A 23,704-nucleotide genomic window follows, 5' to 3' on the forward strand; every position below is an offset into this window, starting at 1 on the left:
ACATGCGTATTTTACTTTTACTAATTATGTAAGTAGGCTATACTGAAATACATACATTTTATTTTTGGAGAGATGTAAAACGACATGGAACTAGCGAAATTGGAAAAAGTAATTGAAATAAAAAAAGAAGAACTTTTATATTTAGTATCGGATTATGGAATTCAACATGAAAAAGTATTGGCATTGAGTCAAGAACTAGACAAATTAATCAATTACTTTATGTTTTTAAAATAAAGAGAACTATGACGGGGTTTGTATATGTTATAGTTCTTTTTTATTAGGTAATTTGAAAATATATTGTCTAATTTCTGACAGAATGCGCAACTTACTAGTCGAATATAAGGACTTTTGGTTATAATAAAAAGGGATTATTAATTGTATCGGTTAGGAGCGCAGCACATATGAAAACAGTTGTTGTTATCGGTGGAGGTATAACGGGACTTTCTACTATGTTTTATTTAGAAAAGTTAAAAAAGGATTATAATATCGATTTAAATTTAATTCTTATTGAGAAAGAAGAGTATTTAGGTGGTAAAATCCATAGTGTGGAAGAAAAGGATTTCATTATGGAGTCAGGAGCGGATTCAATCGTTGCTCGTAATGAATATGTTATACCACTTGTAAAAGATTTAAATTTAGAAGATGAAATGGTATACAATGAAACGGGTATTTCTTACATATATTCTGAAAATATGTTACATCCGATTCCTTCTGATACTATATTTGGGATACCGATGAGCGCCCGGTCGTTGTTTAGCAGTACGCTAGTCTCAACGAAAGGGAAAATCGTAGCTTTAAAAGATTTCATAACGAAAAATAAAGAGTTTACGAAAGATACATCACTTGCTCTATTTTTAGAAAGTTTCTTAGGGAAAGAGTTAGTGGAAAGACAAATTGCTCCTGTGCTTTCAGGCGTATATTCTGGTAAATTGAATGAGCTTACAATGGCATCTACATTACCGTATTTACTGGATTATAAAAATAAGTATGGAAGTATTATTAAAGGTTTTGAAGAGAATAAAAAACAATTTCAATCAGCAGGAAATAAAAAATTCGTATCATTTAAAGGTGGACTATCTACGATAATTAATCGCTTAGAAGAAGTGCTGACTGAAACTGTCGTAAAAAAAGGTGCTATAACGACGGCTGTAAGTAAACAAGAAGATCGATATGAGATTTCTTTTTCAAATCATGAAACAATACAAGCTGATTATGTTGTTTTAGCAGTTCCACATGATATTGCACAAACTTTATTACAGTCTAATGAGTTAAATGAGCAGTTTAATACATTTAAAAACTCATCTCTTATAAGTATTTACTTAGGATTTGACATACTAGATGAACAACTACCAACTGACGGTACAGGGTTTATTGTAACGGAAAACAGTGATCTACATTGTGATGCTTGTACATGGACAAGTCGAAAGTGGAAACATACATCGGGTAAACAAAAATTATTAGTAAGAATGTTTTATAAGAGTACCAATCCGGTATATGAAACAATCAAAAATTATAGTGAAGAAGAATTAGTACGAGTAGCTTTATATGATATTGAAAAGAGTCTCGGAATTAAAAGTGAACCAGAAGTAGTCGAAGTTACAAATTGGAAAGGTTTAATGCCGAAATATCATTTAGAACATAATCAAGCGGTTCAAGCATTGCAAGAAAAAATGACGAATCTTTATCCAAATGTATATGTAGCTGGTGCCTCATATTACGGTGTCGGAATTGGTGCGTGTATTGGAAATGGAAAGAATATAGCCAATGAAATAATGGCTACATTAAATAAATAATACTGTAGAATAAATAAAAACTGTCCCTTCAGCAAAATGGAGGAACAGTTTTTATTTATTTTATTTGAATGGAAATTTTATTGTTTTTTACATTGTTTTCTTTTATTGTTAATGTTATTTCTCCAGACTCTTTAAATGAATACGGTGATAGTTGATAAATATCTTTTATATCATGTTTTTCTTGTAATTTATTTATCGGTATTGATACGATATTTGGCTCCCATGTTTCTTGTTTTCCTGAAGGATATTCTATAAGTATTACCGGATTTTTTAACTGCCTTGTTTTCCAAGAGACGAAATATAGTTGAACTTCTGTATCTTTTTTTAATAATTCTTCGGAGAAATAACCGAATTCGCCTACATTACCGAAAACAGTGTAGTTTTGATTTTTAAATTTAATATCTAAATAACTAGGTTGAAATGTTACTGCATGATAAGTTCCATATGAAAGTGAGAGTATGGCAGCGATTAAAATACCGATTGAAAATGTCTTAAAGCTATTGCCTTTAAAGCTAGTCATCATGAATGAGTTTGGTGTGAATTTTTTTGCGAATAAAAAAATAAGTAATATGAGTAAGAGGGATAAGCCGATGAATATATACATAGGAAATTTACACCTCCACAATAAAATAATGCATTAACTATATTTTACTATAAATGTATGGAATAGGGTGTTTGTTTAGAAAGAGAAAATGAAAAACAATTTCTTTACAGTTCTTGATAATTTAAAATTGATTTATGGAAATTATAGAGTGGTGATTGAGTCGCAATTAGAAGGTATCCAATTCGTGTATATAGAATAAAGAGGGAATGCGTCATTAGAAATGTTTGATTTATGGAACAATAAGGACTTTACTAATTATAAATATTTTTTCTGCTATAATGAATGAGTAGAAAGAAAGGAGTGATCCTATGGCATTTCCTATATTAGAAACAGAACGTTTACGTTTAGTCGAAATAGAACAATCTTATTGTCAAAAAATATATGAAATTTTTTCATTGGATGAGGTAACATGTTATTACGGTATGAATTCTTTTACGGAGTTTGGACAAGCTTCACGTATGATTGAATCTTTTTCAAAAAATTACTTTGAGAAAAAGGCAATACGATGGGGGATTGTATTAAAAGAAACAAATACTTTAATAGGTACAATTGGATTAAATAATCTACAACTGTGGAGTAAACGATCTGAAATTGGATATGACTTACATCCTCGTTATTGGGGGAATGGTTATGCCTCAGAAGCGGCTCAAGAAATTATTCATTATGGATTTCAAGATTTGGGATTATTTAGAATTGGAGCTATTACATACCCTGAAAATGTTACTTCTTGTAAAATGTTATCTAAAATAGGTTTTCATAAGGAAGGGTTATTACGTGGATATATTCATCAAGGTAATAAACAACATGATGCACTACTGTACTCTATAGTTCGAACGGATGTAGAGGATATAAATTTATAATAAAAAACCCCTCTTATAAAAGAGGGGTTAAGTAAAAATTAACCTAATTTAGGTAATAAACGTTCTCCGCTTTTCATGCTACTTTTACATAAAGGGCATTTAGGCTCTTCTTCAAATGAAAAGTTCTTTCTCATCCATCCTAAACAATCCTCTGCCTCACATTCCCAAACAGGGGTTTGTTCTGGTGGTACTTCTGCTACATCGTTCTTTCGATTACGATACATGTAACCACTCCTTTTATGTAAAAAATTTTAGTTATATATTAAAAAGGTTGTTAACCGAGCTGGTAACAACCTTTTTATTGTTTGAATTATAGCTTTACAACGTTTTTAGCTTGAGGTCCACGGTTACCGTCTTCAACTTCGAAGCTAACTTCTTGACCTTCGTCAAGAGATTTGAAGCCGTCGCCAGTGATAGCTGAGAAGTGAACGAATACGTCGTTACCGTCTGCAACTTCGATGAAACCGAAACCTTTTTCGCTGTTAAACCATTTTACTTTACCTGTTAATGTCATGGTAATGCCTCCTAAATTTTAAAAAGATTACAATATGATCGGCCTTATTTGAATGAAAAATAAAAGTTCACATATTATCAAAAACCCATAAGGAGTACAAAATAATCCTGATTGATACTTGATAATATGCAAAGAAAATATAGTGTTAAATTGACCTTAATTACTATCTTACAACAAATGGTGGGAAATAGCAAGTGCTGGTAATACCAGTGTGAAATAGGGATGGTAAAAGACACAAAAACATCTCTTTTATTTATATATTATTCCTAATTTTGGTTTATGATAAACTAAGAACATTTTTATTGGGAAATTGTATTAGTGAATCGATATATAGTATAAGAATAGTGTTGATGTATTTGTTAAGGAGGCGAGAATATTGCAGTCTAATAAATTTAAAATAATTGAAGCAGCCAAAGAAGGAAGAAGAAAAGTTCATCCAGTATTTGCTGTTATACTTGCAATTGTATTTTTAACTTTAGGTGAATTGTTTATGTTATTTATGTTGTTTTTACCGAAAGCAGAAACGCTTTTAATGAAAGCAATTTATAGTGATATTGAAATGATATTGACGTTTGGCGGAGCTATATTTTTTGTTTTTTTATGGATTAGATTTGTAGAGAAAAGATCAATTTCATCCATTGGATTTTGGAGGAATCAGTGGATAAGAAAATATTTAAGAGGTGCATTAATAGGTTTTGTTTTTATTTCAATACCAGTCATGCTACTTTTATTAACTGGAAATGTACAACTACAAATGCAACACATTACACCAACCGCTATACTTGGAATTGTGGGATCTTTAGTTGCTTTTTTAATACAAGGTGCAACAGAAGAAATTGTTGTTCGGGGTTGGTTATTTCCAGTTCTTTCTGTTAGAAGCCGTATATGGATCGGTATTGTTGTAACTTCATTTTTATTTGGTTTTCTTCATTTACTAAATCCAGGTATTACAATTCTTTCAATATCGAATATAATATTAGTTGGTGTGTTTGCAGCTTTTTACGTTTTGAAAGATAGTAGTCTTTGGGGGATATGCGCATGGCATTCCATTTGGAATTGGGCACAATATAACGTATTTGGTTTTGCGGTTAGTGGAATGACAATGTATTCTACACCACTTTTTAAACCTGTAACAACTGGATCGGAATTCCTTCATGGAGGCTCGTTCGGAATTGAAGGGAGTATCATTACAACAATAATGCTCTCTATCGCTTCAATTGTTTTATGGAAACAGTTATGGGGGAGAAAAGCGAAACAACGAGATTTTAGTTAATGAAAGAGGGAGAAACTATGGGGATTATAGCGTTTGAGGGAGCGAGTGCGGTTGGTAAGAGCACAACGTGTCGTGAGTTAGAAAAGAATTATGGTGCTTATATTATACCTGAAGTGAATTTTTTATTTGAAAGACCAAAAAATGAGCATAGAACATGGTATTTTGAAAAACAAGTAGAGCGCTGGAAAATAGCAATGCAGAAGTCAGAGCAATATGAATTAGTAATACTTGATGGAGACATTTATCAGCCACTTAGCTATAATTGGTGTTTCCATTTTGAAATATTTGATCAGTCATTATCTTTAATAGAAGACTTTTATAAGGAAAAGCTGATACATAGGGAAATTGGTTTTCCTGATCAATATTTTTATTTATATACGAATGATGAAGAACTTAGAAAACGGAAAGAATCTGATGAGACGAGAAGAAGAAGAAACTTTGAAAAGCATTTACATATATCAAAACCACTTCAGCGTTATTATGAAAATTTAAATACCGTTACAGACGGGTATTGTAAATTAATTGAGGCGAAAAGTGTAAAATCGAATGAAATAGAAATTGTAAATAATTTAAACAGTTTAAATGTTTGTGAAGAAAGACGTTTTGATGTTTCGAGGTTAGATGCTATTACGAAGTGGTTAAAAGAAAATTGTGCATAAAGTAAAAACAACGAGTGTTGTAGAACGCGCTCGTTGTTTTTTTGCTTCTTTATAAATATAAAGGAAAAATTTGTAGAATACTTTCAATATTTAACAGAATAATCTTTCAATTTTAAAGAAAAAGAAATACAATATGAGAAAGTATATATAAATAATATGATAGGGGATGGGATGCGATATTTTAAATGAAGTAACAGTTTTTATATAAAAAATAATTAGGTAGTCAGAACAGAGAAATTTGGGAGGAAACAAGCGCGATGAAAACACTATTTAAAATAATCGGTATTCTAGCTGGTATGGCGGTAATCGGAGTAGGTTTAACATATGGTATGCTGCATTATTTAAATAATAGTAAACCAGCTGCGAAAAAGGCATCACCAGCTGCTCCAGCAGTAGAAGTACTAGCTGATAGTAACGTAAAAGCAGAAAATGCGAAGCTTTTAGAAAATGGAAACTATTCATTACCGAATAGTGGTTTTAATAAAAATTTTAAATGGACAGATGAGAACATACAGACAGCATTACATGAAATGGCACATCAAAAAGCGAAAGCTGATCAAAAGTGGGGCTATATTTTTATTACACAAGAACGGATTGAAAGTTTAATTGATATTGTAAAGAGTAACGATCTTGTACAGGGAAGTACATATGTAGAAATTTTAGAACGATGGAAACAAGGAAAATATGAAAAAGTTGATGGGGATCATAATAAGATTTGGAAATTACAAAGTGGGAATTTAGGAGAAGGAAAAGGAGTAATGTCGGAAGCTGAGCAAAAAGAATTAATTAATCAAGTGTTTATGCAAAAAGGTACATATTCAGGTAGTAAATTAATTGCAGATGGGGGAAAGACTAATAAATAATATACTAATTAATGAAAGGGAGTAATTGCTTATTAGGCAATTACTCTTTTTATATGTACTTCTTAATATCTTAATCTCGTTCAAGTAAGGAAAGAAACGACTGTAGTACCGGAGAAATCCATCTAGATTTATGATAGATGACATGACTTTGAATAAATGCTGGAGTTTCAATAGGCTGAAAACATAGTTGTTCTTTTTGACAACTCTCTTGTACAACGATATAAGGAAGAATTGAAATGCCTAACTCACACATGACGGATTGTTTAATGACTTCAACATTGGAAGTTTCAAATGTTTTAGCTGGAATATTTCCGCTTTGACGTAAAAAACGATCTACCATTGGCCTATAGCCGCAGCTTTGTTCTGTAAAAATGAACTGGGTGTCCTGTAATAACTGGAATGGATTTGTATGTGCAGCGGAATAAGCTGGTAAAATCCATCCAAATGTTTCATTACTAAAAGTTCGCGTAATAAAATCATTATGTTCTATACTTTCTCCAATTATGAAGACAATGTCTGTTTCTCCTTCACGTAATTTTTGTAATGCTTGTTCATTTGTGTTCGTTTCAAGTACGATATTTACTTTCGGATTTTTCTGTTTGTAAGTACGTAACAATTGTGGTAAGCGGTATACCGCTAATGATTCATTAGATGTAATACTCAATGTACCTTCTAAATAATCTGTATTTTGGGGGATTTCTTGCGCTTTTTCATATATTGCAAGTAATTCTAATGCATAAGGATGAAATTGATGACCTGCTTTTGTAAGTAGCACTTTTTTCCCTAACCGATCGAAAAGAGGAATATGTAAATCGTTCTCTAAAGCTTTCATATGTGCTGTAACAGTAGATTGCGCATAACCTAGCGCGTGCGCAGCTTTAGAAAAATTACCATACTTCACAATGGCGCAAAATGTTTTAACATGTCTCATTTCCATAAGCGATCCCTCTTTTATTATCATGATTTGTGAATGATTATATCATGTATTTTAATTTTCCAAATGATTAAATTCTGTATAAAATGAAATTGTAGAAATATTCATTCAGGTGATATTGGAGGAGAAAAGATGATCAAAAAGGGCTATCATGTAGCTGTTGTTGGGGCTACAGGTGCGGTAGGGCAAAAAATTATTGAACTGTTAGAGAATGAAATGAAGTTTAATATAGTTGAAGTTACATTGCTTTCGTCCAAACGATCCGCTGGTAAGAAAGTAAGATTCAAAGGACGAGAGATAATTATACAAGAGGCAAAAACAACTAGCTTTGAAGGTGTAGATATTGCCTTTTTTAGCGCTGGGGGAGAAGTATCTAGACAATTTGTAACTCATGCAGTTTCTAGTGGTGCGATTGTAATTGATAACACAAGTGAGTACCGAATGGCGCAAGATGTACCGCTCGTTGTTCCGGAAGTGAATGCGCACACTTTAAAACAGCATAAAGGTATCATTGCAGTTCCAAATTGTTCAGCATTACAGATGGTAACAGCACTTCAGCCGATTCGAAAATCATTTGGTTTAGAAAGAATTATCGTTTCAACATATCAAGCTGTATCGGGTTCTGGCATTCATGCGATTCATGAATTACAAGAGCAGGCTAAGTCTATACTTGCAGGTGAAGAAGTGAAGAGTGATATATTACCGGTGAAAAAAGATAAAAAACATTATCCAATAGCATTTAATGTACTGCCTCAAGTAGATATATTTACAGACAATGATTTTACTTTTGAAGAAGTCAAAATGATTCAAGAAACGAAGAAAATATTAGAAGATGAAAACCTGAAAATGGCAGCTACTTGTGTACGTGTTCCAGTTGTATCGGGGCATTCAGAATCGGTTTATATAGAACTGGAAAAAGAAGCAAGCGTTGCGGAAATTAAGGAAGTATTAATGGATGCACCAGGTGTTATTTTGCAGGATAACCCTAGTGAACAGCTGTATCCAATGCCATTATATGCAGAAGGGAAAATAGATACATTTGTCGGAAGAATACGTAAAGATCCTGATACGCCAAACGGATTCCACCTTTGGATTGTTTCCGATAACCTATTAAAAGGTGCGGCTTGGAATTCAGTTCAAATCGCAGAGACTTTAGTGGAAAAGGGGATACTTTAATATAGTTTAAAAAACTGGGGAATCGTTAATGATTCCCCAGTTTGTATTTCATAATTGTTTTCTTTATTTCGGCCAACTTTAATTAAAATTAGTCGTTATTGAATTTTTATAAATATCTACTTTATGTGCAGTGAAGCGTAAGGTGTTGGATTCTGCATGAATTGTAAGATTAATAATAATCGATAACGGCATTTCGACCGTTTTCACAATATCTTGCTATAGCAATATACTCATTTTTTGCTTCCTTATAATAAACAACAGAACGAATTACGGCCTCGTCACCTTCAATATCAATTTCACACATCATAGGGAATTTTTCACCATTATGTAAGAATAATTCGCCTAGTACGATTGAACCGTTTAATTCTTCTGTAAAATTAGTAGTTGCCGCTGGTTTTACCCATGTTTCGTCATGTTCTTCGTTTTCCTCTTCATCTATTGCCCATTCCCAAATGGGGTTTTGTTTTAGGTCCTCAATAGTTAATTTATCAATTGGTTTGCAATTATTCATACATAAATTCTCCTTTTATTTTGATAAGTAAGTTTCTTAGTTTCATGAATTAGATGATTGCTTATAAGTGGATTCAACAAAGTATTTTGCTCATTTGATATCCAAACTACTTTATTTTGAAATAAAGTTATTACAGCAATATTAACAAAACTTTAATTGTCTAGTAAATAATTATTAGTGGAGATATTAAAATGGGATGGTGTTAAAGAAAGATAGTAAAAAACATCAAGGATGAATGAAATCCATTTAGTATGATATGGATATATCCAATGTGAGGGGGAGTTTGATGTATCAAGTAAAGGGGTATTTTTCATCATTAAAAGGAAGTTATTATGAGATTGGAAAGCAACAAGGGGAGTTCGTGAAACAAAATCCGTATCTCATCCCGCAATTTATACACGAAGAAAATGTAATATCTAATAACCATTGGACAGAATCGAGAAATATACTAAACAAACATTGTCCAGGCATAAATGAAGAAATTGAAGGTTTTTGTGAAGTGTTGAAAATTCCTTCTAAAAATATAATGTATTACTATTAAACACTATTGAAAGCAGGTTGTAGTCATTGTGCAGTATTACCTAAAAAGACAGATTCAACTCACACTTATGTATTAAGAAACTATGATTTATCACCAGTAATAGATGATATGCGTTTTTGCTCGACGCATGTTGAAGGTGCGTATGCACATAGTGGCTTTTCTACTCAATATTTTGGTCGAACAGAAGGGGTTAACGAACATGGATTATCTGTTACATTTTCAGCATGTGGTCAACCAGTAGGAAACATTGCAGGTTTAAGAAAGCCAATGGTAAATGGTTTACAGTGTTTTGCGGTAATTCGATTGTTGTTGGAGAAATGTAAAAATGTGCAGGAAGCTAAGTCACTAATAGAAGAAATACCAATTGCTAGTAATATTAATTTAATAGTAGCTGATCCTTTAAACGCAGCACATATTGAAATATTTGACGGTCATAAATCCACAACAACGATTGATGGTGACAATCAAGCTTTTATTGTATCAACAAACCATGCAGTTAGTTCATCAATTCAGAAATTAAATAATAGGAGATTAGAACAATCTACAAAGAGATATCACGTTTTACATGAGCATTTAAATAGATATGAACAAGTGAGCATAGAGTCTTTAAAAGAGTTAGTAGAAGAAGAATATCCTGTTGGACTAACTGTACATAACTATGAAGAATGGTTTGGAACTTTACATTCTGTATTATTCGATTTACATGATCGTACAATGAAGATTTGTTTCGGATCACCACTTTTAAACGACTGGTACTCATTGAAAGTTGGAGGAAGTATGCCGTTTTCTGAGGTGAATGTGAACTTTAAAAATAAAACTTATACTGACTTTTTGGGGGAAGATAAGAATAAATTGATGCCTAAAAGATAAATGGGATAAGATGGTAATGTAAAGAGTACATTTACACTGGAGGGATTACCAATGCTAAAAGTTATGTTACCATTTGTTCTTATCTTTTTTCTTGTCATTACGATGTATATTGCTTATCAAAAGAGAAAAAAATCCGGGATAAAAGGATTGAAAAGTGCGTTAACTTCTATTTGCTTTTTTTCACTCGCAATCTTAAATATGTTTGCATATTGGTTTCATTTTGGCGGTGCTTTTACTTGGTTATTTTCAATTGTATTATTGCTAGTTGGTGCATATTTTACAAAATATATTCCAATATCTAAAAAGGTACATTAAAATCTATAAGAGTTTAATATAATGTTTACTTTGTTTTGAAAAGAGATTATTCTACTAGATCGTTGTGAAACGGTTTCATAGGATAATCTCTTTTGTTTAGTTTTGGAAAGAACGTACTGTACTTTTTAGTTGCTCAATAAATTCTCGAGTGGCAGCACACATATATTTATCTTTTCTATAAATAAGCCCTATTTCAATTATTGGAGTAGGGTTTTCTATTCTAATAGCTTGAATGTTTTTATTTTGTAAAAAGTCTATATATGGTTTGGGTAACACTGTAATTCCCATTCCTTTGGAAACCATTTGGATTAAAGATTCCATCGTACTAATTTCTAAAATTGGTCTTGGTTTAAAGTTTAATTTTTGACAATGAGAAGTAATTAGTTCGGTTAAAAAGAAATTTTTAGGCAAAAGAATTAAAGAGTAGTTCTGTAATTCAGCAATAGATACATGATTACGTTCAGCTAATCGATGACCAGTGGGCACGACCAATGTAAGGTCGCTTTTGTATAGAGGGATAGAGATGATTTCTTTATCTTGCACCGGGAGAAATGTAATTCCGATATCTAGTTCGTTTTGTAATAATTTTTCACGAATATCTCCTGTACGAAGCCCTAATACAGAAAGCTCTATATTGGGATATAAATTATTGAAATTTAAAATAGCTGGTGGTAGTAAATAATTTACGACGGTTAACAAAGCCCCTATTGTTAAGGAACCTTGCTGTAATCCGTTTAGGTCTTGAATGGCTGAACGAGCTTGTTCGACTTCATGAAAAATAGTTTTACAATGTGATAATAAAATTTTCCCTGCTTCAGTTAAAGATATTTTTTTACCAATTCGATCGAAAAGTGGCATTCCTACTTCATGCTCTAATGCACGTATTTGTTGACTTAGTGAAGGCTGTGAAATATTTAATTTCTCAGCTGCTTTTGTGAAATGTAATTGTTTTGAAACAGCTAAAAAGTATTCAAGTTGTCGTAATTCGATTGGAATCACCTCAAGTATAATGATAGGTTATACCTATCATTATTATATAAATAATTGAATTGAACAATGATTTTAGAGGTTTTATAATCATCTTTATATAACAGAGAGGGTTGTAAAAATTAATCGAGAGAAAATACATGTAACACCTTTAAAGGAGGAAATAGAATGGCTAATAAATATCAATTATTATCTTTAAATATAGGATTACCAAAAGAGGTTACATACGGCGGAAAAGTAATTCATACAGGCATAAATAAGAAACAAGTAAAGGAACCGGTATATTTATCCTTTGTAAAATTTAATGGGGATGGACAAGCTGACTTAGTTCATCATGGAGGAGTAGATAAAGCAGTTTGTGTTTATACTGGTGATCACTATCCATACTGGGAAAAAGAATTGAATCAAGATCTTGTATATGGGGCTTTCGGAGAAAATATAACAGTTAGTGGTATGCGCGAAGAGGATGTTTGTATTGGTGATACGTTTGAGCTAGGACAGGCAATCGTACAGGTAACACAACCAAGGCAACCTTGTTTTAAATTAGCAAAAAAATATAATATTCCAAAGTTACCACTATATTTTCAAGAAACAGGATATACAGGATTTTATTTTCGTGTATTAAAAGAAGGATGGGTATCATCAGTCGATACATTAAAAAGACTACAGTCTGATCTAAAAGGTGTTTCAGTAGCGTTTGCTAACCGTATCATGCACAAGGAAAAACAAAATATTGAAGGGATAAAAAGGATATTAGAAGTAAATGCACTTTCAAGTAGTTGGAGAAAGTCTTTTGAAAAGCGTATAAGTGGAGAAGAAATTAATACGAAGGAAAGACTTGAAGGGATAAAAGACTAAAAATATTTTATTATAAATAGTGTATTTCTATTAGTAAAAGCTAATTAGAAAGCGCTATTTTTATATAATAAACTAATTAATATCCAAAAATCTTAATATTGTTTTATTCGACTTATTTTCAAATAGTCAAAACATAAAATTAATTAGACTTTTTTTTTATGTTTTATGATAGTATATTGATTGGTAAGACCTCTATTTTTAAGAGTAGGTCATATAAGTATATCTAATTTAATGGAATTTAACATTTGGAGGTACAACATGGGGAATGTTGAAAAATTGGCAAGTCTTCTAATAGAAGAACCGAAAAGAGAGCAGTTATTTCCTTTATTTGAAGAAGTGTTTGAAATTACAACTCAAACATTGAATGATTTTTCGGATAAAGGGTATTGGGATGATACATATAAAGCTTTATCATTTTTACAAGAAGATAAAGTGATTGCAAATGTTGCGGCATTTTCACTCCCATTATTAATTAATGGAGAAAAAATAAATGCGGCGGGTATTCAATCAGTAATGACACATCCTAATTTCCGTAGACAAGGGCTAATGACACAATTAATGGGTAAAATGATAGAAGAAATCGATAAGAAATGTGAATGTGCATTATTGTTTACGGAAAAACCGGAACTATATACAGCGTTTGGATTTAAAGTTGTGCAGGAATATTTGATGACTATACCATACGATAAAAACAATAATAACGATTCACTACTTAAAAAATTAGATTACTATAATGTAGAGAATAGACAGTTAATACATGAAACTATTGATAGTGGCCAAAGACTTTCAAATAATTTTTCAACTTTAAACTTCCATCCTTCATTTTATTTGAATATGTATGACTCGGAATGGAATGAGAAATTGTATTATTCAGAGAAACTAGATGCTTTAATCGTTTATGAAGTAGACAATGAAAAGTTGAAATTATTTGGAGTATTTGCGCCAATACTTCCGGTTTTAGATGAATTATGTGGAGAAATCAATGAAAGGTTTACGGAAATCGAATTTTATTTTTCTCCAGATCAATTAGGGGTTGAGGATGTACAGTTTACAGAAGTACAGTCTAGCAAGTATTTAATGGTTCGAAGTGATAAAGAGTTAGATTTTAAAGGTTATAAATTCCCAGTATTAGCGGAGTTTTAAATGTCTATATAAATGCTTTATTATGGAGGAGCTATGAATATATCGTATATACCAGAACATATTGAGCAACTCACTATAATGAATGTACCTGAATACTATAAAATTAATGATAATCATGCGTTTATTGTCCGTTCGAAAGCAGAAACTGATTTTTGGCTTAAAACACATTATGGTTTTGAAGTAATGAATGGCCATGTATTTTATAATGAGATGATGACAGACTTTCAAGCTGAAGTTCAGTTACGTATGAATCCAAATTCAAAATTCGATCAAGCAGGTCTTTTTGTTATGATTTCGGAGAACTGTTGGCTAAAAACATCTTTAGAATATATCCCTGAAGGGCCATCTCACTTAGGTGCTGTCGTAACGAATAATGGATATTCTGACTGGTCAACGCAAGATTATCCAACTGAAGCAGCTAAGCAACAACTTCGTTTTCGAATTATTCGAAAAAGCGGTGATTATACAATATATGTGAAAAAGGGCCATCAATGGGAACAAATAAGAATCGCTCATTTAATGGAGGATATAGGGAAGGAGCCTGTTAAAATAGGTTTTTACACGTGTAGTCCTTCTAAAAATAAGGGATTTGAGACTGAGTTTTTACATTTTACAATTGAAGAAATATAGATGAAAAACCGTATTCTTTTCATTAAGAATGCGGTTTTTGTATTTATATAATATAAAGCACATTTATTGACTAGAAAGTCATTAATACTTATCATTTAATAATGTTAAATATTAATTTACATAATATAATAGAAGTAATAAAGAAATTACAAAATATATAGCTTAAATAAGGAGGGATATGAATTATTCAGTGGTAATTTCATGGGAAAAGGAGATTATGTATGAAATCATTTCGTAAGTTATTACAGTATTTAAAACCATACATGTTCTTCGCTATTATTGGGCCGCTATTTATGGTACTTGAGGTTGCGATGGACTTAATTCAACCGACTATTATGCAACATATCATTGATGTTGGGATTGCAAATCGGGATTTAAATTATGTAATAAAAATGGGGCTTCTTATGATAGGAGCAGCAGCACTCGGTTTAGTTGGAGGGCTTGGGTGTATGATGTATTCTACAAAAGCAGCTGTTAATTTCGCTACAGACATACGAAAAGATGTGTTTGCGAAAATAGAAACATTTTCTAGTAATAATCGGGACTCATTTGGAACAGGTAAATTATTAACGATCGTGACAAATGATATCACTTCCATTCAATCGGCAATGACGATGACATTACGTGTTCTCGTTCGTGGTCCACTGTTATTTATCGGAAGTATAATTATTGTTTTTGTAACAGCGCGAGAGTTATTTCCAATATTACTTGTAGTTGTTCCGATTTTATTACTTGCGATTATTTTAATTGCAAGTAAAGCAAGTGGTACATTTAAAAAGGTGCAAGAGGCATTAGACAAAGTGAATACAAAGCTACAAGAAAATTTATCTGGTGTGCGTGTTATAAAAGCGTATGTAAGACAAAAATACGAAATCGCTCAATTTGGAAATGTAAATACAAATTTAACGAAGATAAATATTCGAGCTGTGCAACTTATTTCTTTAATGATGCCAATCATTATGCTAGTTGTAAGTGGCGGGATTGTCGCAACATTATGGATTGGTGGAGAAAAAGTATTCGATGGAACGCTTCAAGTAGGAGCGATTTTGGCATTTATTAATTACTTGAATATCATTTTAATGTCACTTATGTCGATTAGCATGGTATTTATTCAAATTGCGCGAGCTTTTCCATCTGCGGATCGTGTACAGCAAGTGTTAAATACCGAGGTTGATATTATAAGCGAAGCGTATGCGATCGAACCTGAGAAAATTGAAGGAAATATCGAATTTAAAAATGTTAGTTATAGCTATACGAAAAATAATGAATACGTTTTAAAAGATATTTCGTTTAGCATACAAAAAGGTGAAAAAGTAGGGATTATTGGATCAACTGGAAGTGGTAAATCTACCTTAGCGAAACTGTTACCACGTCTATATGATGTGGATCATGGTGAAATATGTATAGATGGAATAGATGTTAAAAAATATGATTTGCAAAAACTCCGTGCTTCAATAGGGTTTGTACCTCAGAAGGCGTTGTTGTTCTCAGGCAGTATAGAAGAAAATTTACGTTATGGTAAAGAAGATGCAACACATGACGAGCTGGAAGTAGCAGCTGCATCAGCTTGTGCGACTGAGTTTATCAATAAGCTGGAAGAATCTTATCAATATAATTTAACACAAGGCGCGACAAATCTATCAGGTGGACAAAAACAACGTGTATCAATTGCAAGGGCACTTGTGAGAAAGCCACCGATTCTCATATTAGATGATTCTACATCAGCAGTTGATGCAAAATCAGAGGCTACCATTCAAACAGCTTTAAAAACAAAATATAAAGGCACAACGACTTTATTAATTGCGTCCAAAATTTCTTCCATAATGGATGCGGATAAAATACTTGTATTAGATAATGGTGAATTAGTTGGCAATGGTACACATGAACAATTGTTAGAACAAAGTGAGGTTTATCAGGAAATTTATCTTTCCCAAGGTGGTAATTTGGATAAAGAAGGTGGGGAAGAACATGCGTAATTTTCAAGGGCAATTTGCTAATAAAGGTGGACGAAACACCCCAAAGATGGGAAAAGCTAAAAATGCTCAAGGAACTGTAATGCGGGTATGGAACTATATGGGCTATCAAAAAGCTGCTCTTATGTTTGTTATATTTCTAGTCGTTGTTACTACATTACTTGGATTATTAGGTCCATATTTTATGGGAGTCATTATAGATCAATATATTGTACCGAAAGATTTAAGTGGTACAGCAAGAATGTGTATGTTACTTATCGCGATTTATGGTGTAACTGTACTTTTAACATGGTTACAAACGTTTGTCATGATTAACGTTGCATTAAAAACAATTCAAAAAATACGACAAGATATTTTTGAGAAAATCCAAACGCTTTCTTTACGGTTCTTTGACGTGCGTTCTCAAGGTGATTTAATGAGCCGTGTGACAAATGATATAGATAATTTGAATCAAGCTTTGACACAAAGCGTTGTACAAATTATTTCATCAGCATTAACTTTTATAGGTGTAACGATTGCAATGTTCGCCTTAAATTGGATTTTAGCAATTGTAACTTTAATTACAGTACCTATTATGTTTTACGTTACAAAAAAACTAGTTGCATATAGTGGTAAAAACTTTGCGAAGCGTCAAAAAGATTTAGGTGAATTAAATGGATTTATTGAGGAAGCAATTACAGGTGCGGATGTTACAACGTTGTACGGAAAAGAAAAAGAAACTGTACAAAATTTCAATAAAATTAATGAACAGCTAAGAGTTTCAGCTACGAAGGCTGATACATTTTCAGCTTTTATTTTTCCAAGTATGAACTTTATTAATAACTTAGGTATGGGGCTTGTCATTGGGACTGGATCAGTTATGGTCTTAAACGGAATGACAACAGTAGGAGTTATTGCGGCTTTTATTAATTATTCTCGTCAATTCTCAAGACCGCTAAGTCAATTTGCGACTTTAATGAATACAATTCAAGCGGCAGTTGCTGGTGGAGAACGTGTTTTTGAGATTATGGATGAGGTACCAGAAATTCAAAATAAAAAAGACGCATTTGTTGTACAAAATTTACAAGGGCATGTTGTACTTGAGAATGTTTCATTTGGCTACGCAGAAAATAAAACGATTTTAAAAGAAGTAAGTCTTAAAGCGCAGCCAGGAGAGACAATTGCTTTAGTTGGTCCGACTGGATCAGGGAAAACAACAATCATTAATTTGTTAACTCGTTTTTACGATATACAGCAAGGACAAATTCATATTGATGGAAAAGATATAAAAGATTATGATATTAATTCTTTACGAAGTAAAATAGGAGTAGTTTTACAGGATACGTATTTATTTGCAGGTTCGATTATGGATAATATACGTTATGGACGCTTAGATGCTAGTGATGAAGAAGTCATCACTGCAGCTAAGGCAGCATCTGCACATTCTTTTATTAAGCATTTGCCAAATCAATATGAAACAGAAATTGCTTCAGAAGGATCGAATTTAAGTCAAGGACAAAAACAACTTCTTGCGATTGCACGAGCAATCTTAGCAGATGCAGATATATTAATTCTCGATGAAGCGACATCTAATATTGACACAAGAACAGAATTACAAATACAAGCAGGACTAAATAATTTAATGAGAGGTCGCACAAGTTTTGTGATCGCTCATCGACTTAAAACAATTGAAAAAGCAGATCAAATCCTTGTTATAAAGGATGGAAGAATTTTAGAAAGAGGGAATCATGAATCTCTCATGGAAGATAAAGGGTTTTATTTTGATTTATATACGAGTCAGTTTAAAATTTAATATAAAAAATGAGGTTTCTCTAGAAAAGAGAAGCCTCATTTTTTATATTTGTAAATTTTATGAATCACTTTTCTAACCAAATTAATTATCCGACCTGAAAAATACTTATACTTGCAGATACATTTGTTAAAGAGCCACCATCACTATTTGAGAGAGTGATAGTACCTGCTGAAGAGGTGTTATTTATTAAAGTCAATGTTGAAGGAACAATTGTTACGGTAAAAGCAGCAGTACCTTGATTGATTGTATGGGGTGACCCCGTACCAAAACGTCCACCTGGAATTGGTGTACCATTAAGTGCAAAGGAGTATTGGTTTTCGCGAGAAGCTTGTAATTGAAACTCTGCTACATATGTTCCTAGTGTATTAATTATAATATTTCCAGTACCTGTGATGTGACTAAGGGCAGTTCCTGTTATAGGTCCATTTGTGTTAAAAGTAACACTACTTCCCACTGCGATTGATTGGTTAGTAGTATCAAAAACATATAGATAGTTTGTTAATCCTACACTAGCCGCCCCGGTAGGCCCGGTAGAGCCGGTATGTCCAGTAGAACCAGTAGGTCCAGTGGAACCGGTAGAACCAGTAGGTCCAGTGGAACCGGTAGAACCAGTAGGTCCAGTGGAACCGATAGAACCAGTAGGTCCAGTGGAACCGGTAGAACCAGTGGAACCGGTAGAGCCAGTGGGACCAGTAGGCCCGGTAGAGCCAGTGGAGGCAGTAGGGCCGGTAGAGCCAGTAGAACCGGTAGAGCCAGTAGGCCCGGTAGAGCCAGTGGGACCAGTAGAGCCAGTAGCGCCAGTGGAACCGGTAGAACCAGTGGAGCCAGTAGCGCCCGTAGCTCCAGTAGGAGAATGTGGGAGAATAATACGGTTAATATCTAAAAGTGAAAAGTTAATGAACATATCTTTGTTTTGATAATCTATCAAAATCACCTCACTAGCATGTTTAAAGAAATAGTAAAGTAATAATTTTTATAGGTATTTCATTTCTATATTATTAATGCAATTTATTTTGGGAATAATAAATTGCTATCGTGACTGTAGGGGTTAATTTTTAATATAGCCCTTATTTAAAGATAAAGAGCGCTGTTAATGGCGCTCTGAGACAAGTTTCATGTTGAAAAAAGGAATCGAGGATATTATGTGCATACTATTTTAGAATGTTGTAGATTTTTAATTGGAAATAAAAAAATCTTATAAAAATTTGTATTATTAGATAGTCACTATACAATAAAATATGCTTGTTTGATATAAATGTGTGTCAAATTTGCCAAAATATATTTTGGCATGCATAAGAAAATTAAAATGCTTTGTTAGTAAATACTAGCGGCTTCAGTGACAGATGGTAGAAAGAGTTTACGTGGTATTGTAATAATCTCAAGCACTATTTGCGTTGAATATAGGAGTATTTGAGTTGAATCTAAAGCGAGTGTTAAAAGTATTATGAAGCTTGTAAGAATTACAAAGCTACCCCAAAAGAAACTTTTTGAAGTGTTGCGGAAATCTTTTATTAAGGAAAAGAAAGAAAAAAATATGGCAACAATAAGAATGAAAATTTTATACTTATCAGACATTATAACCCTCCCGAAGAACAGTAACTTATATTATACCGTATTTTTCAATATTATTATAAGAAGATTTTAAAGTGAATAATAAGTAAAAATAAAACCATAACCATAACCATAACCATAACTTAAAACATTTGTTTTGGTTCTATTATTTGAGTTCTTTGTTTTAGAAGGTATATAATCTAGAGTTGAAAATTCCCCAAAGGAATTACCATTTTTTATTTCTGATCCAACATCAGGTGCTTAATGAAATGGTATGAAAGATTATAGGCTGGTGATACGAGATTAAATAAGAGGAATCTGCGTGCAGCAAGAGTCCCAGCTCAGATTTCTACTAGAGAAAAGTAGTTAGTTGGGGTAGGTAGATTAAAAAAACGGATGGATGTGGAAACTAAATATTCATGACATTAAGGATAAAGGTCGGGAAATATAATTTGGTATTCTGGGAATAACCGGAGGTCCGTAGTTAAAGTTGCATAGAATTTGTATTTTGTTTCTAATTTTTCAATTGTTGTTAAGTGATGAGAACCTAATCCGCGTCGTACACTATGTTGAGAAAGAGTTGGCCCAATTTGTAATTTTCGTTTTTTCATTGCATCGTTCCATGGACTATAAAAAAATTTAAAAATAAAAGCAGGTCCTATGTAAATGCTATAAGGATAATGCGAACCATGTCTCCCGACTCTATAGTTCCCGTGCGAATTATTGTGAATTAATCTACCGTTAAGATATAGTTGATTTGGATTAGGTTGAATTATTATGCCGTGATAACGTTGTTTAACAAGCGGAGAACTATATCTTGGATTAGTGTAGCCATGAGTCGGTTCATCAATCATCATAATCATTCTTATTGAAAACATATTGCCGCCCATAGTGTTAAGTGATTTGAAAAATTGTTCTTTATTATAACAGCATAGGAATTCTGTCGTATTTAATACCATTTTCCATCCTGTAAGTTCTCTTTCAATTTCCATAACTTCTTGATCAACTAAATAAGCATCAAATTCGAGTGATTTTGAGTTTCGTATTTCCCAATTAGGAGCGAATATTTTACAGATTTCAACTGACCGATCAGTGGATCCACGGTTAATAAGAATGCCGTGATCAAATAGCTTTGTATGGTGCATTAACCACCATGGAAGTAAATATTCTTCATTGTAAAAATGAGAAATTAAAGTAGTCTTAATCAAAATCACCTCCGTATTTAACCTGCTTCTTATTTAATATGATATGGAAGGAAACCTATTGTTAGAAGGTTTCCTCTTAAAAGTTTTAAAACATATAGGGTATGTGGATGGATTAGTATATAAAGTAGTCTGATTGATGAAGAGTGGTATTAAAAAGTGCAAAATCTAAAATGAGCATCGAATTAGTGTATAACGATTGAAACGGCACTGAAAACTAATAAAACGGCCATAATGATGTTAAATAATTGGTTATGTTTCACTAATAATTTTTGGAATATTGAACCAAATAAACTCCAACTAAATGTACTCATTAAACCGACTACACCTAAAAATAATGAAAAAAGTATAAAACTTGAATATGAATTGTAGTAAGGGATTATGAAAGTCGATACTACAGTCAGTCCGAATAATATCCCTTTAGGATTAACGAATTGAAGAGAAATCCCCACAGTGAATAAGTTTTTATTATCTTTTTCAACGGGATTCGTACTGCTTTTACTAGTAAGTATTTTAATAGCTAAATATAACATATACGCTACACCTAAAATTTTTAAAGGGAATTCGATTATGGGTAAGATATTAAGTAGTACAACATTAAAGAAACTACATAAAGAAGTGAGGATGAAAAAACCAAAAGCTACTCCGAAGCAAAACTTCATGCTCCTTTTTAATCCGTGTTGATTTGCGTATGTCATCGCTAAAAAATTGTTAGGGCCGGGTGTGAAGCTACTTATAAAAACAAATAATAAAAAAGAAAATATAGGCATTTGAAAACCCCCTAATTATTTGTGTGTGTTATAATGACCGAAAAGAACAATATAACGAGTGCTTTTTATTATACATAACGGTCGTTATATTGTATATAGTGTGGGAGTGTTTTTTATGGAAGAAATTCAACTTATACTGGCGAAAAATTTAAAAACTATACGAGAAAAAGAAAAAATAAGTTTGGAAAAAGTTTCCCAATTAACAGGTGTGAGTAAAACGATGATTGGACAAATTGAAAGAGGAGAATCAAGCCCGACACTAACAACAATATGGAAGATTGCAAATGGTTTGAAAGTTTCTTTTACCTCTTTAATCAACAATCCTCAGCCTGATACGAAAGTGATCTTAAGAAAAGATATTCAAGCATTGTCTGAAGACAATGGAAAATATAAAGTGTATCCTTCTTTTCCTTTTCAAGATGATAGACATTTTGAAATGTATACAGTAGAAATAGAAACAGAAGGGAAATTAAGTTCAGAAGGGCATAAAGAAGGCGCAGAAGAATTTATTACGGTATTTGAAGGTGAATTGACAGTAGAAGTGAATAACTGTCAATATACATTAAATAGTGGAGATTCAATTCGTTTTAAGGCCGATAGATCACACTCTTATCATAATTTAGGGGAATCTTTGACTCGATTAAGCATGACAATTTATTATCCAACTGCATAAGTGTGCATTTATAGTAATAAAAGATAAAACCATCTATAAGAGATGGTTTTTATTTTTTATCACTCACAAAAAAAGACACTCATCTGAGTGTCAACATAGTATTGCTCTCGCGTATAGGATTGGAGTATGTTTCTCAAATACGTATTGAGATGGTTCGTAAAAGAGAAACTATCTTCATATTTAATGTAACATCGGTGGAAGTCAGTGTAAATTGATAATATATATACGGAAAATTTAGTATAGATAGTTTCTACTATAAATATAGTGCAATTTGTTCTTTAATGCACCATCACTTTTATGAAATAATGGGGAGGTTCTTATTATGACAGACTTAGTATTTAATAATGTTTATTAGAAAAAGAATGAATCATTTTTTAATCGATTCGTATAATTGTTAGAGAGGCACCTGTTGAACCACTTCCAACCAAATTAACGATGGATAATACGCCGAATAATTGAAGTGAAATTGTATTACCGGCAATTAAATTAGTAATTAAATTATTGTTATAATTTGAAGTTGATATAGCGGGAGAAAAAATAGAACCAGGAAGTGGAGTAGAAGCGTTTAATAGTAGTCTTGTTCCAGCGAGTAGAGCAGTGGTCGTATTAACTTGATAGGTTAAATAATATCTTCCGGTTACAGGGATTGTAAATATATCGTTTGAGGCGTTAACTGTAAAATTACCGAGGCTTTGGTTATTAGAAAGAGGAATATTAGTTACACCTAATATCACAGAGATGGGACCACCTAATGTATTATTAGCGAACATAGAGTTTGTTGTAACTATTGACCCAGTACTTCCGGTAGGTCCAGTAAGTCTGTATGGAAGAATAATTTCAAGAGCCATTGATACTAGTTCTTCTATTCTTTTTTCATTTTTATCTTGAATTTAAATCACCTCATTTTTAAATTAGAGTGCAATAAGTTTCGTGTTTTTGGAATGGAACTATCATTTTATTATATTAATAGTAGTAGTTAAAGCAACGGTAAAATGTTTAATAAATGTATGAATCATTTGGAAAGAAAAAAGAATAGTTATGAAAGTATTCCTTAATAATAGACTCATACTTATGTAAGTTAATTAAAAATATGTGGAATGAGGTATTAAATTGAAGCGGAATGATAAATTATCAATAAATAAAGGTAAGATAGAACCTGAGAATATTGGTCCTACATTTCCAGCTCTTCCACCAATATATATTCCAACAGGA

26 protein-coding genes and 2 pseudogenes are annotated in these 23,704 nt (G+C 32.3%); 17 read left to right on the forward strand and 11 right to left on the reverse strand.

Features of this window, described 5'->3' with window-relative positions; translation table 11 throughout:
• Positions 1-84: 84 nt before the first annotated feature.
• Together C4S65_RS21050 and C4S65_RS21055 are read left to right on the forward strand one after the other, a co-directional pair.
• Positions 85-234: an aspartyl-phosphate phosphatase Spo0E family protein gene (locus C4S65_RS21050; RefSeq protein WP_000417698.1), complete on the forward strand. Its 150-nt coding sequence runs from the start codon at positions 85-87 to the stop codon at positions 232-234.
• Positions 235-401: 167 nt separating this feature from the next.
• The gene (locus C4S65_RS21055) at positions 402-1,793 is read left to right on the forward strand and encodes a protoporphyrinogen oxidase (protein WP_061666760.1); all 1,392 of its coding nucleotides are present in this window, start codon (positions 402-404) and stop codon (positions 1,791-1,793) included.
• Between the two features lie 55 nt (positions 1,794-1,848).
• On the opposite strand, the gene C4S65_RS21060 is transcribed toward C4S65_RS21055, so the two are convergent.
• A complete protein-coding gene (locus C4S65_RS21060; RefSeq protein WP_000275235.1) occupies positions 1,849-2,397 on the reverse strand; it encodes a hypothetical protein in 549 nt (182 codons plus the stop codon).
• Between the two features lie 308 nt (positions 2,398-2,705).
• On the opposite strand from C4S65_RS21060, the gene C4S65_RS21070 reads away from it, so the two are divergent.
• A complete protein-coding gene (locus C4S65_RS21070) occupies positions 2,706-3,257 on the forward strand; it encodes a GNAT family N-acetyltransferase (protein WP_000885376.1) in 552 nt (183 codons plus the stop codon).
• Between the two features lie 38 nt (positions 3,258-3,295).
• Here the strand turns inward: C4S65_RS21070 and C4S65_RS21075 are convergent, their stop codons facing one another.
• Together C4S65_RS21075 and cspD are read right to left on the reverse strand one after the other, a co-directional pair.
• Positions 3,296-3,481: a cold-shock protein gene (locus tag C4S65_RS21075; protein WP_000286198.1), complete on the reverse strand. Its 186-nt coding sequence runs from the start codon at positions 3,479-3,481 to the stop codon at positions 3,296-3,298.
• A gap of 86 nt (positions 3,482-3,567) precedes the next feature.
• Entirely contained in the window at positions 3,568-3,771 is a 204-nt protein-coding gene (gene cspD, locus C4S65_RS21080; protein ID WP_000176365.1) for a cold-shock protein CspD, read from the reverse strand.
• Between the two features lie 376 nt (positions 3,772-4,147).
• On the opposite strand from cspD, the gene C4S65_RS21085 reads away from it, so the two are divergent.
• The 3 genes from C4S65_RS21085 (at position 4,148) to C4S65_RS21095 (ending at position 6,566) form a co-directional block, all read left to right on the forward strand.
• Positions 4,148-5,044, forward strand: a complete 897-nt coding sequence (locus C4S65_RS21085; RefSeq protein WP_048565426.1) for a type II CAAX endopeptidase family protein — start codon at positions 4,148-4,150, stop codon at positions 5,042-5,044.
• Positions 5,044-5,703, forward strand: coding sequence for an AAA family ATPase (locus C4S65_RS21090; RefSeq protein WP_043938953.1), 660 nt, complete (start codon positions 5,044-5,046; stop codon positions 5,701-5,703). The genes C4S65_RS21085 and C4S65_RS21090 overlap by 1 nt, the downstream gene beginning before the upstream one ends.
• 257 nt (positions 5,704-5,960) lie before the next feature.
• Entirely contained in the window at positions 5,961-6,566 is a 606-nt protein-coding gene (locus C4S65_RS21095) for a PRK06770 family protein (protein ID WP_098838369.1), read from the forward strand.
• A 70-nt stretch (positions 6,567-6,636) separates the two neighbouring features.
• Here C4S65_RS21095 and C4S65_RS21100 read toward each other — a convergent pair whose 3' ends face one another.
• Complete coding sequence (locus C4S65_RS21100; protein ID WP_016081671.1) at positions 6,637-7,503, reverse strand: LysR family transcriptional regulator; 867 nt, start codon at positions 7,501-7,503, stop codon at positions 6,637-6,639.
• Between the two features lie 129 nt (positions 7,504-7,632).
• Here C4S65_RS21100 and C4S65_RS21105 point away from each other — a divergent pair, with 129 nt between their 5' ends.
• Entirely contained in the window at positions 7,633-8,676 is a 1,044-nt protein-coding gene (locus tag C4S65_RS21105) for an aspartate-semialdehyde dehydrogenase (protein ID WP_043938951.1), read from the forward strand.
• Between the two features lie 78 nt (positions 8,677-8,754).
• Here C4S65_RS21105 and C4S65_RS21110 read toward each other — a convergent pair.
• Positions 8,755-9,187, reverse strand: a pseudogene (locus C4S65_RS21110) (hypothetical protein).
• Between the two features lie 286 nt (positions 9,188-9,473).
• Between C4S65_RS21110 and C4S65_RS21115 the strand changes: the two are divergent.
• A pseudogene (locus C4S65_RS21115) lies at positions 9,474-10,598 on the forward strand (C45 family peptidase).
• A gap of 51 nt (positions 10,599-10,649) precedes the next feature.
• Positions 10,650-10,913 (forward strand): hypothetical protein, encoded by a 264-nt coding sequence (locus tag C4S65_RS34030; protein WP_000921861.1) that lies wholly within the window; start codon positions 10,650-10,652, stop codon positions 10,911-10,913.
• A 96-nt stretch (positions 10,914-11,009) separates the two neighbouring features.
• Here C4S65_RS34030 and C4S65_RS21125 read toward each other — a convergent pair whose 3' ends face one another.
• On the reverse strand, positions 11,010-11,912 hold the full coding sequence (locus C4S65_RS21125) for a LysR substrate-binding domain-containing protein (protein WP_000612256.1): 903 nt from the start codon (positions 11,910-11,912) through the stop codon (positions 11,010-11,012).
• Positions 11,913-12,068: 156 nt separating this feature from the next.
• Here C4S65_RS21125 and C4S65_RS21130 point away from each other — a divergent pair, with 156 nt between their 5' ends.
• From C4S65_RS21130 to C4S65_RS21150, 5 genes are all read left to right on the forward strand, one after another.
• Positions 12,069-12,758, forward strand: a complete 690-nt coding sequence (locus C4S65_RS21130; protein WP_098323763.1) for an MOSC domain-containing protein — start codon at positions 12,069-12,071, stop codon at positions 12,756-12,758.
• A 258-nt stretch (positions 12,759-13,016) separates the two neighbouring features.
• A complete protein-coding gene (locus tag C4S65_RS21135; RefSeq protein WP_098838367.1) occupies positions 13,017-13,901 on the forward strand; it encodes a GNAT family N-acetyltransferase in 885 nt (294 codons plus the stop codon).
• A 33-nt stretch (positions 13,902-13,934) separates the two neighbouring features.
• Positions 13,935-14,531, forward strand: coding sequence for a DUF1349 domain-containing protein (locus C4S65_RS21140; RefSeq protein ID WP_001027675.1), 597 nt, complete (start codon positions 13,935-13,937; stop codon positions 14,529-14,531).
• 221 nt (positions 14,532-14,752) lie between these two features.
• A complete protein-coding gene (locus C4S65_RS21145) occupies positions 14,753-16,507 on the forward strand; it encodes an ABC transporter ATP-binding protein (protein ID WP_029442287.1) in 1,755 nt (584 codons plus the stop codon).
• Complete coding sequence (locus C4S65_RS21150; protein ID WP_098838366.1) at positions 16,500-18,296, forward strand: ABC transporter ATP-binding protein; 1,797 nt, start codon at positions 16,500-16,502, stop codon at positions 18,294-18,296. Before C4S65_RS21145 ends, C4S65_RS21150 begins: the two co-directional genes overlap by 8 nt.
• 85 nt (positions 18,297-18,381) lie before the next feature.
• Here C4S65_RS21150 and C4S65_RS34920 read toward each other — a convergent pair whose 3' ends face one another.
• A complete protein-coding gene (locus C4S65_RS34920) occupies positions 18,382-18,750 on the reverse strand; it encodes a hypothetical protein (protein WP_098379569.1) in 369 nt (122 codons plus the stop codon).
• A 112-nt stretch (positions 18,751-18,862) separates the two neighbouring features.
• Between C4S65_RS34920 and C4S65_RS34925 the strand changes: the two genes are divergently transcribed.
• The gene (locus C4S65_RS34925) at positions 18,863-19,213 is read left to right on the forward strand and encodes a DUF4573 domain-containing protein (protein WP_255261165.1); all 351 of its coding nucleotides are present in this window, start codon (positions 18,863-18,865) and stop codon (positions 19,211-19,213) included.
• 397 nt (positions 19,214-19,610) lie between these two features.
• Here the strand turns inward: C4S65_RS34925 and C4S65_RS21160 are convergent, their stop codons facing one another.
• From C4S65_RS21160 to C4S65_RS21170, 3 genes are all read right to left on the reverse strand, one after another.
• On the reverse strand, positions 19,611-19,871 hold the full coding sequence (locus C4S65_RS21160) for a hypothetical protein (protein ID WP_001281128.1): 261 nt from the start codon (positions 19,869-19,871) through the stop codon (positions 19,611-19,613).
• Between the two features lie 401 nt (positions 19,872-20,272).
• Positions 20,273-21,055 carry a glycosyltransferase family 2 protein gene (locus C4S65_RS21165; protein WP_000598278.1) on the reverse strand — a complete coding sequence of 261 codons (783 nt, stop codon included), beginning with the start codon at positions 21,053-21,055 and terminating at the stop codon, positions 20,273-20,275.
• A 179-nt stretch (positions 21,056-21,234) separates the two neighbouring features.
• The gene (locus tag C4S65_RS21170; protein ID WP_001121283.1) at positions 21,235-21,819 is read right to left on the reverse strand and encodes a LysE family transporter; all 585 of its coding nucleotides are present in this window, start codon (positions 21,817-21,819) and stop codon (positions 21,235-21,237) included.
• A gap of 58 nt (positions 21,820-21,877) precedes the next feature.
• Between C4S65_RS21170 and C4S65_RS21175 the strand changes: the two genes are divergently transcribed.
• Positions 21,878-22,492: an XRE family transcriptional regulator gene (locus C4S65_RS21175; RefSeq protein ID WP_116365417.1), complete on the forward strand. Its 615-nt coding sequence runs from the start codon at positions 21,878-21,880 to the stop codon at positions 22,490-22,492.
• A gap of 374 nt (positions 22,493-22,866) precedes the next feature.
• Here the strand turns inward: C4S65_RS21175 and C4S65_RS21180 are convergent, their stop codons facing one another.
• Complete coding sequence (locus C4S65_RS21180) at positions 22,867-23,382, reverse strand: hypothetical protein (RefSeq protein WP_042972465.1); 516 nt, start codon at positions 23,380-23,382, stop codon at positions 22,867-22,869.
• Positions 23,383-23,602: 220 nt separating this feature from the next.
• Here C4S65_RS21180 and C4S65_RS21185 point away from each other — a divergent pair.
• Positions 23,603-23,704 (forward strand): exosporium leader peptide-containing protein (locus tag C4S65_RS21185; RefSeq protein ID WP_142391560.1); only part of this gene is annotated, 102 nt, incomplete at its 3' end.

The organism is Bacillus sp. ok061 (assembly GCF_900108285.1).
Taxonomy (GTDB): domain Bacteria; phylum Bacillota; class Bacilli; order Bacillales; family Bacillaceae_G; genus Bacillus_A; species Bacillus_A thuringiensis_S.

Excerpts from the sequence above, each read along its gene's own strand:
- C4S65_RS21050 (WP_000417698.1), top strand. The coding sequence starts at position 85 with ATGGAACTAGCGAAATTGGAAAAAGTAATTGAAATAAAAAAAGAAGAA.
- C4S65_RS21055 (WP_061666760.1), top strand. The coding sequence starts at position 402 with ATGAAAACAGTTGTTGTTATCGGTGGAGGTATAACGGGACTTTCTACT.
- C4S65_RS21060 (WP_000275235.1), bottom strand. The coding sequence starts at position 2,397 with ATGTATATATTCATCGGCTTATCCCTCTTACTCATATTACTTATTTTT.
- C4S65_RS21070 (WP_000885376.1), top strand. The coding sequence starts at position 2,706 with ATGGCATTTCCTATATTAGAAACAGAACGTTTACGTTTAGTCGAAATA.
- C4S65_RS21075 (WP_000286198.1), bottom strand. The coding sequence starts at position 3,481 with ATGTATCGTAATCGAAAGAACGATGTAGCAGAAGTACCACCAGAACAA.
- cspD (WP_000176365.1), bottom strand. The coding sequence starts at position 3,771 with ATGACATTAACAGGTAAAGTAAAATGGTTTAACAGCGAAAAAGGTTTC.
- C4S65_RS21090 (WP_043938953.1), top strand. The coding sequence starts at position 5,044 with ATGAAAGAGGGAGAAACTATGGGGATTATAGCGTTTGAGGGAGCGAGT.
- C4S65_RS21095 (WP_098838369.1), top strand. The coding sequence starts at position 5,961 with ATGAAAACACTATTTAAAATAATCGGTATTCTAGCTGGTATGGCGGTA.
- C4S65_RS21100 (WP_016081671.1), bottom strand. The coding sequence starts at position 7,503 with ATGGAAATGAGACATGTTAAAACATTTTGCGCCATTGTGAAGTATGGT.
- C4S65_RS21105 (WP_043938951.1), top strand. The coding sequence starts at position 7,633 with ATGATCAAAAAGGGCTATCATGTAGCTGTTGTTGGGGCTACAGGTGCG.
- C4S65_RS34030 (WP_000921861.1), top strand. The coding sequence starts at position 10,650 with ATGCTAAAAGTTATGTTACCATTTGTTCTTATCTTTTTTCTTGTCATT.
- C4S65_RS21130 (WP_098323763.1), top strand. The coding sequence starts at position 12,069 with ATGGCTAATAAATATCAATTATTATCTTTAAATATAGGATTACCAAAA.
- C4S65_RS21135 (WP_098838367.1), top strand. The coding sequence starts at position 13,017 with ATGGGGAATGTTGAAAAATTGGCAAGTCTTCTAATAGAAGAACCGAAA.
- C4S65_RS21140 (WP_001027675.1), top strand. The coding sequence starts at position 13,935 with ATGAATATATCGTATATACCAGAACATATTGAGCAACTCACTATAATG.
- C4S65_RS21145 (WP_029442287.1), top strand. The coding sequence starts at position 14,753 with ATGAAATCATTTCGTAAGTTATTACAGTATTTAAAACCATACATGTTC.
- C4S65_RS21150 (WP_098838366.1), top strand. The coding sequence starts at position 16,500 with ATGCGTAATTTTCAAGGGCAATTTGCTAATAAAGGTGGACGAAACACC.
- C4S65_RS21160 (WP_001281128.1), bottom strand. The coding sequence starts at position 19,871 with ATGTCTGATAAGTATAAAATTTTCATTCTTATTGTTGCCATATTTTTT.
- C4S65_RS21170 (WP_001121283.1), bottom strand. The coding sequence starts at position 21,819 with ATGCCTATATTTTCTTTTTTATTATTTGTTTTTATAAGTAGCTTCACA.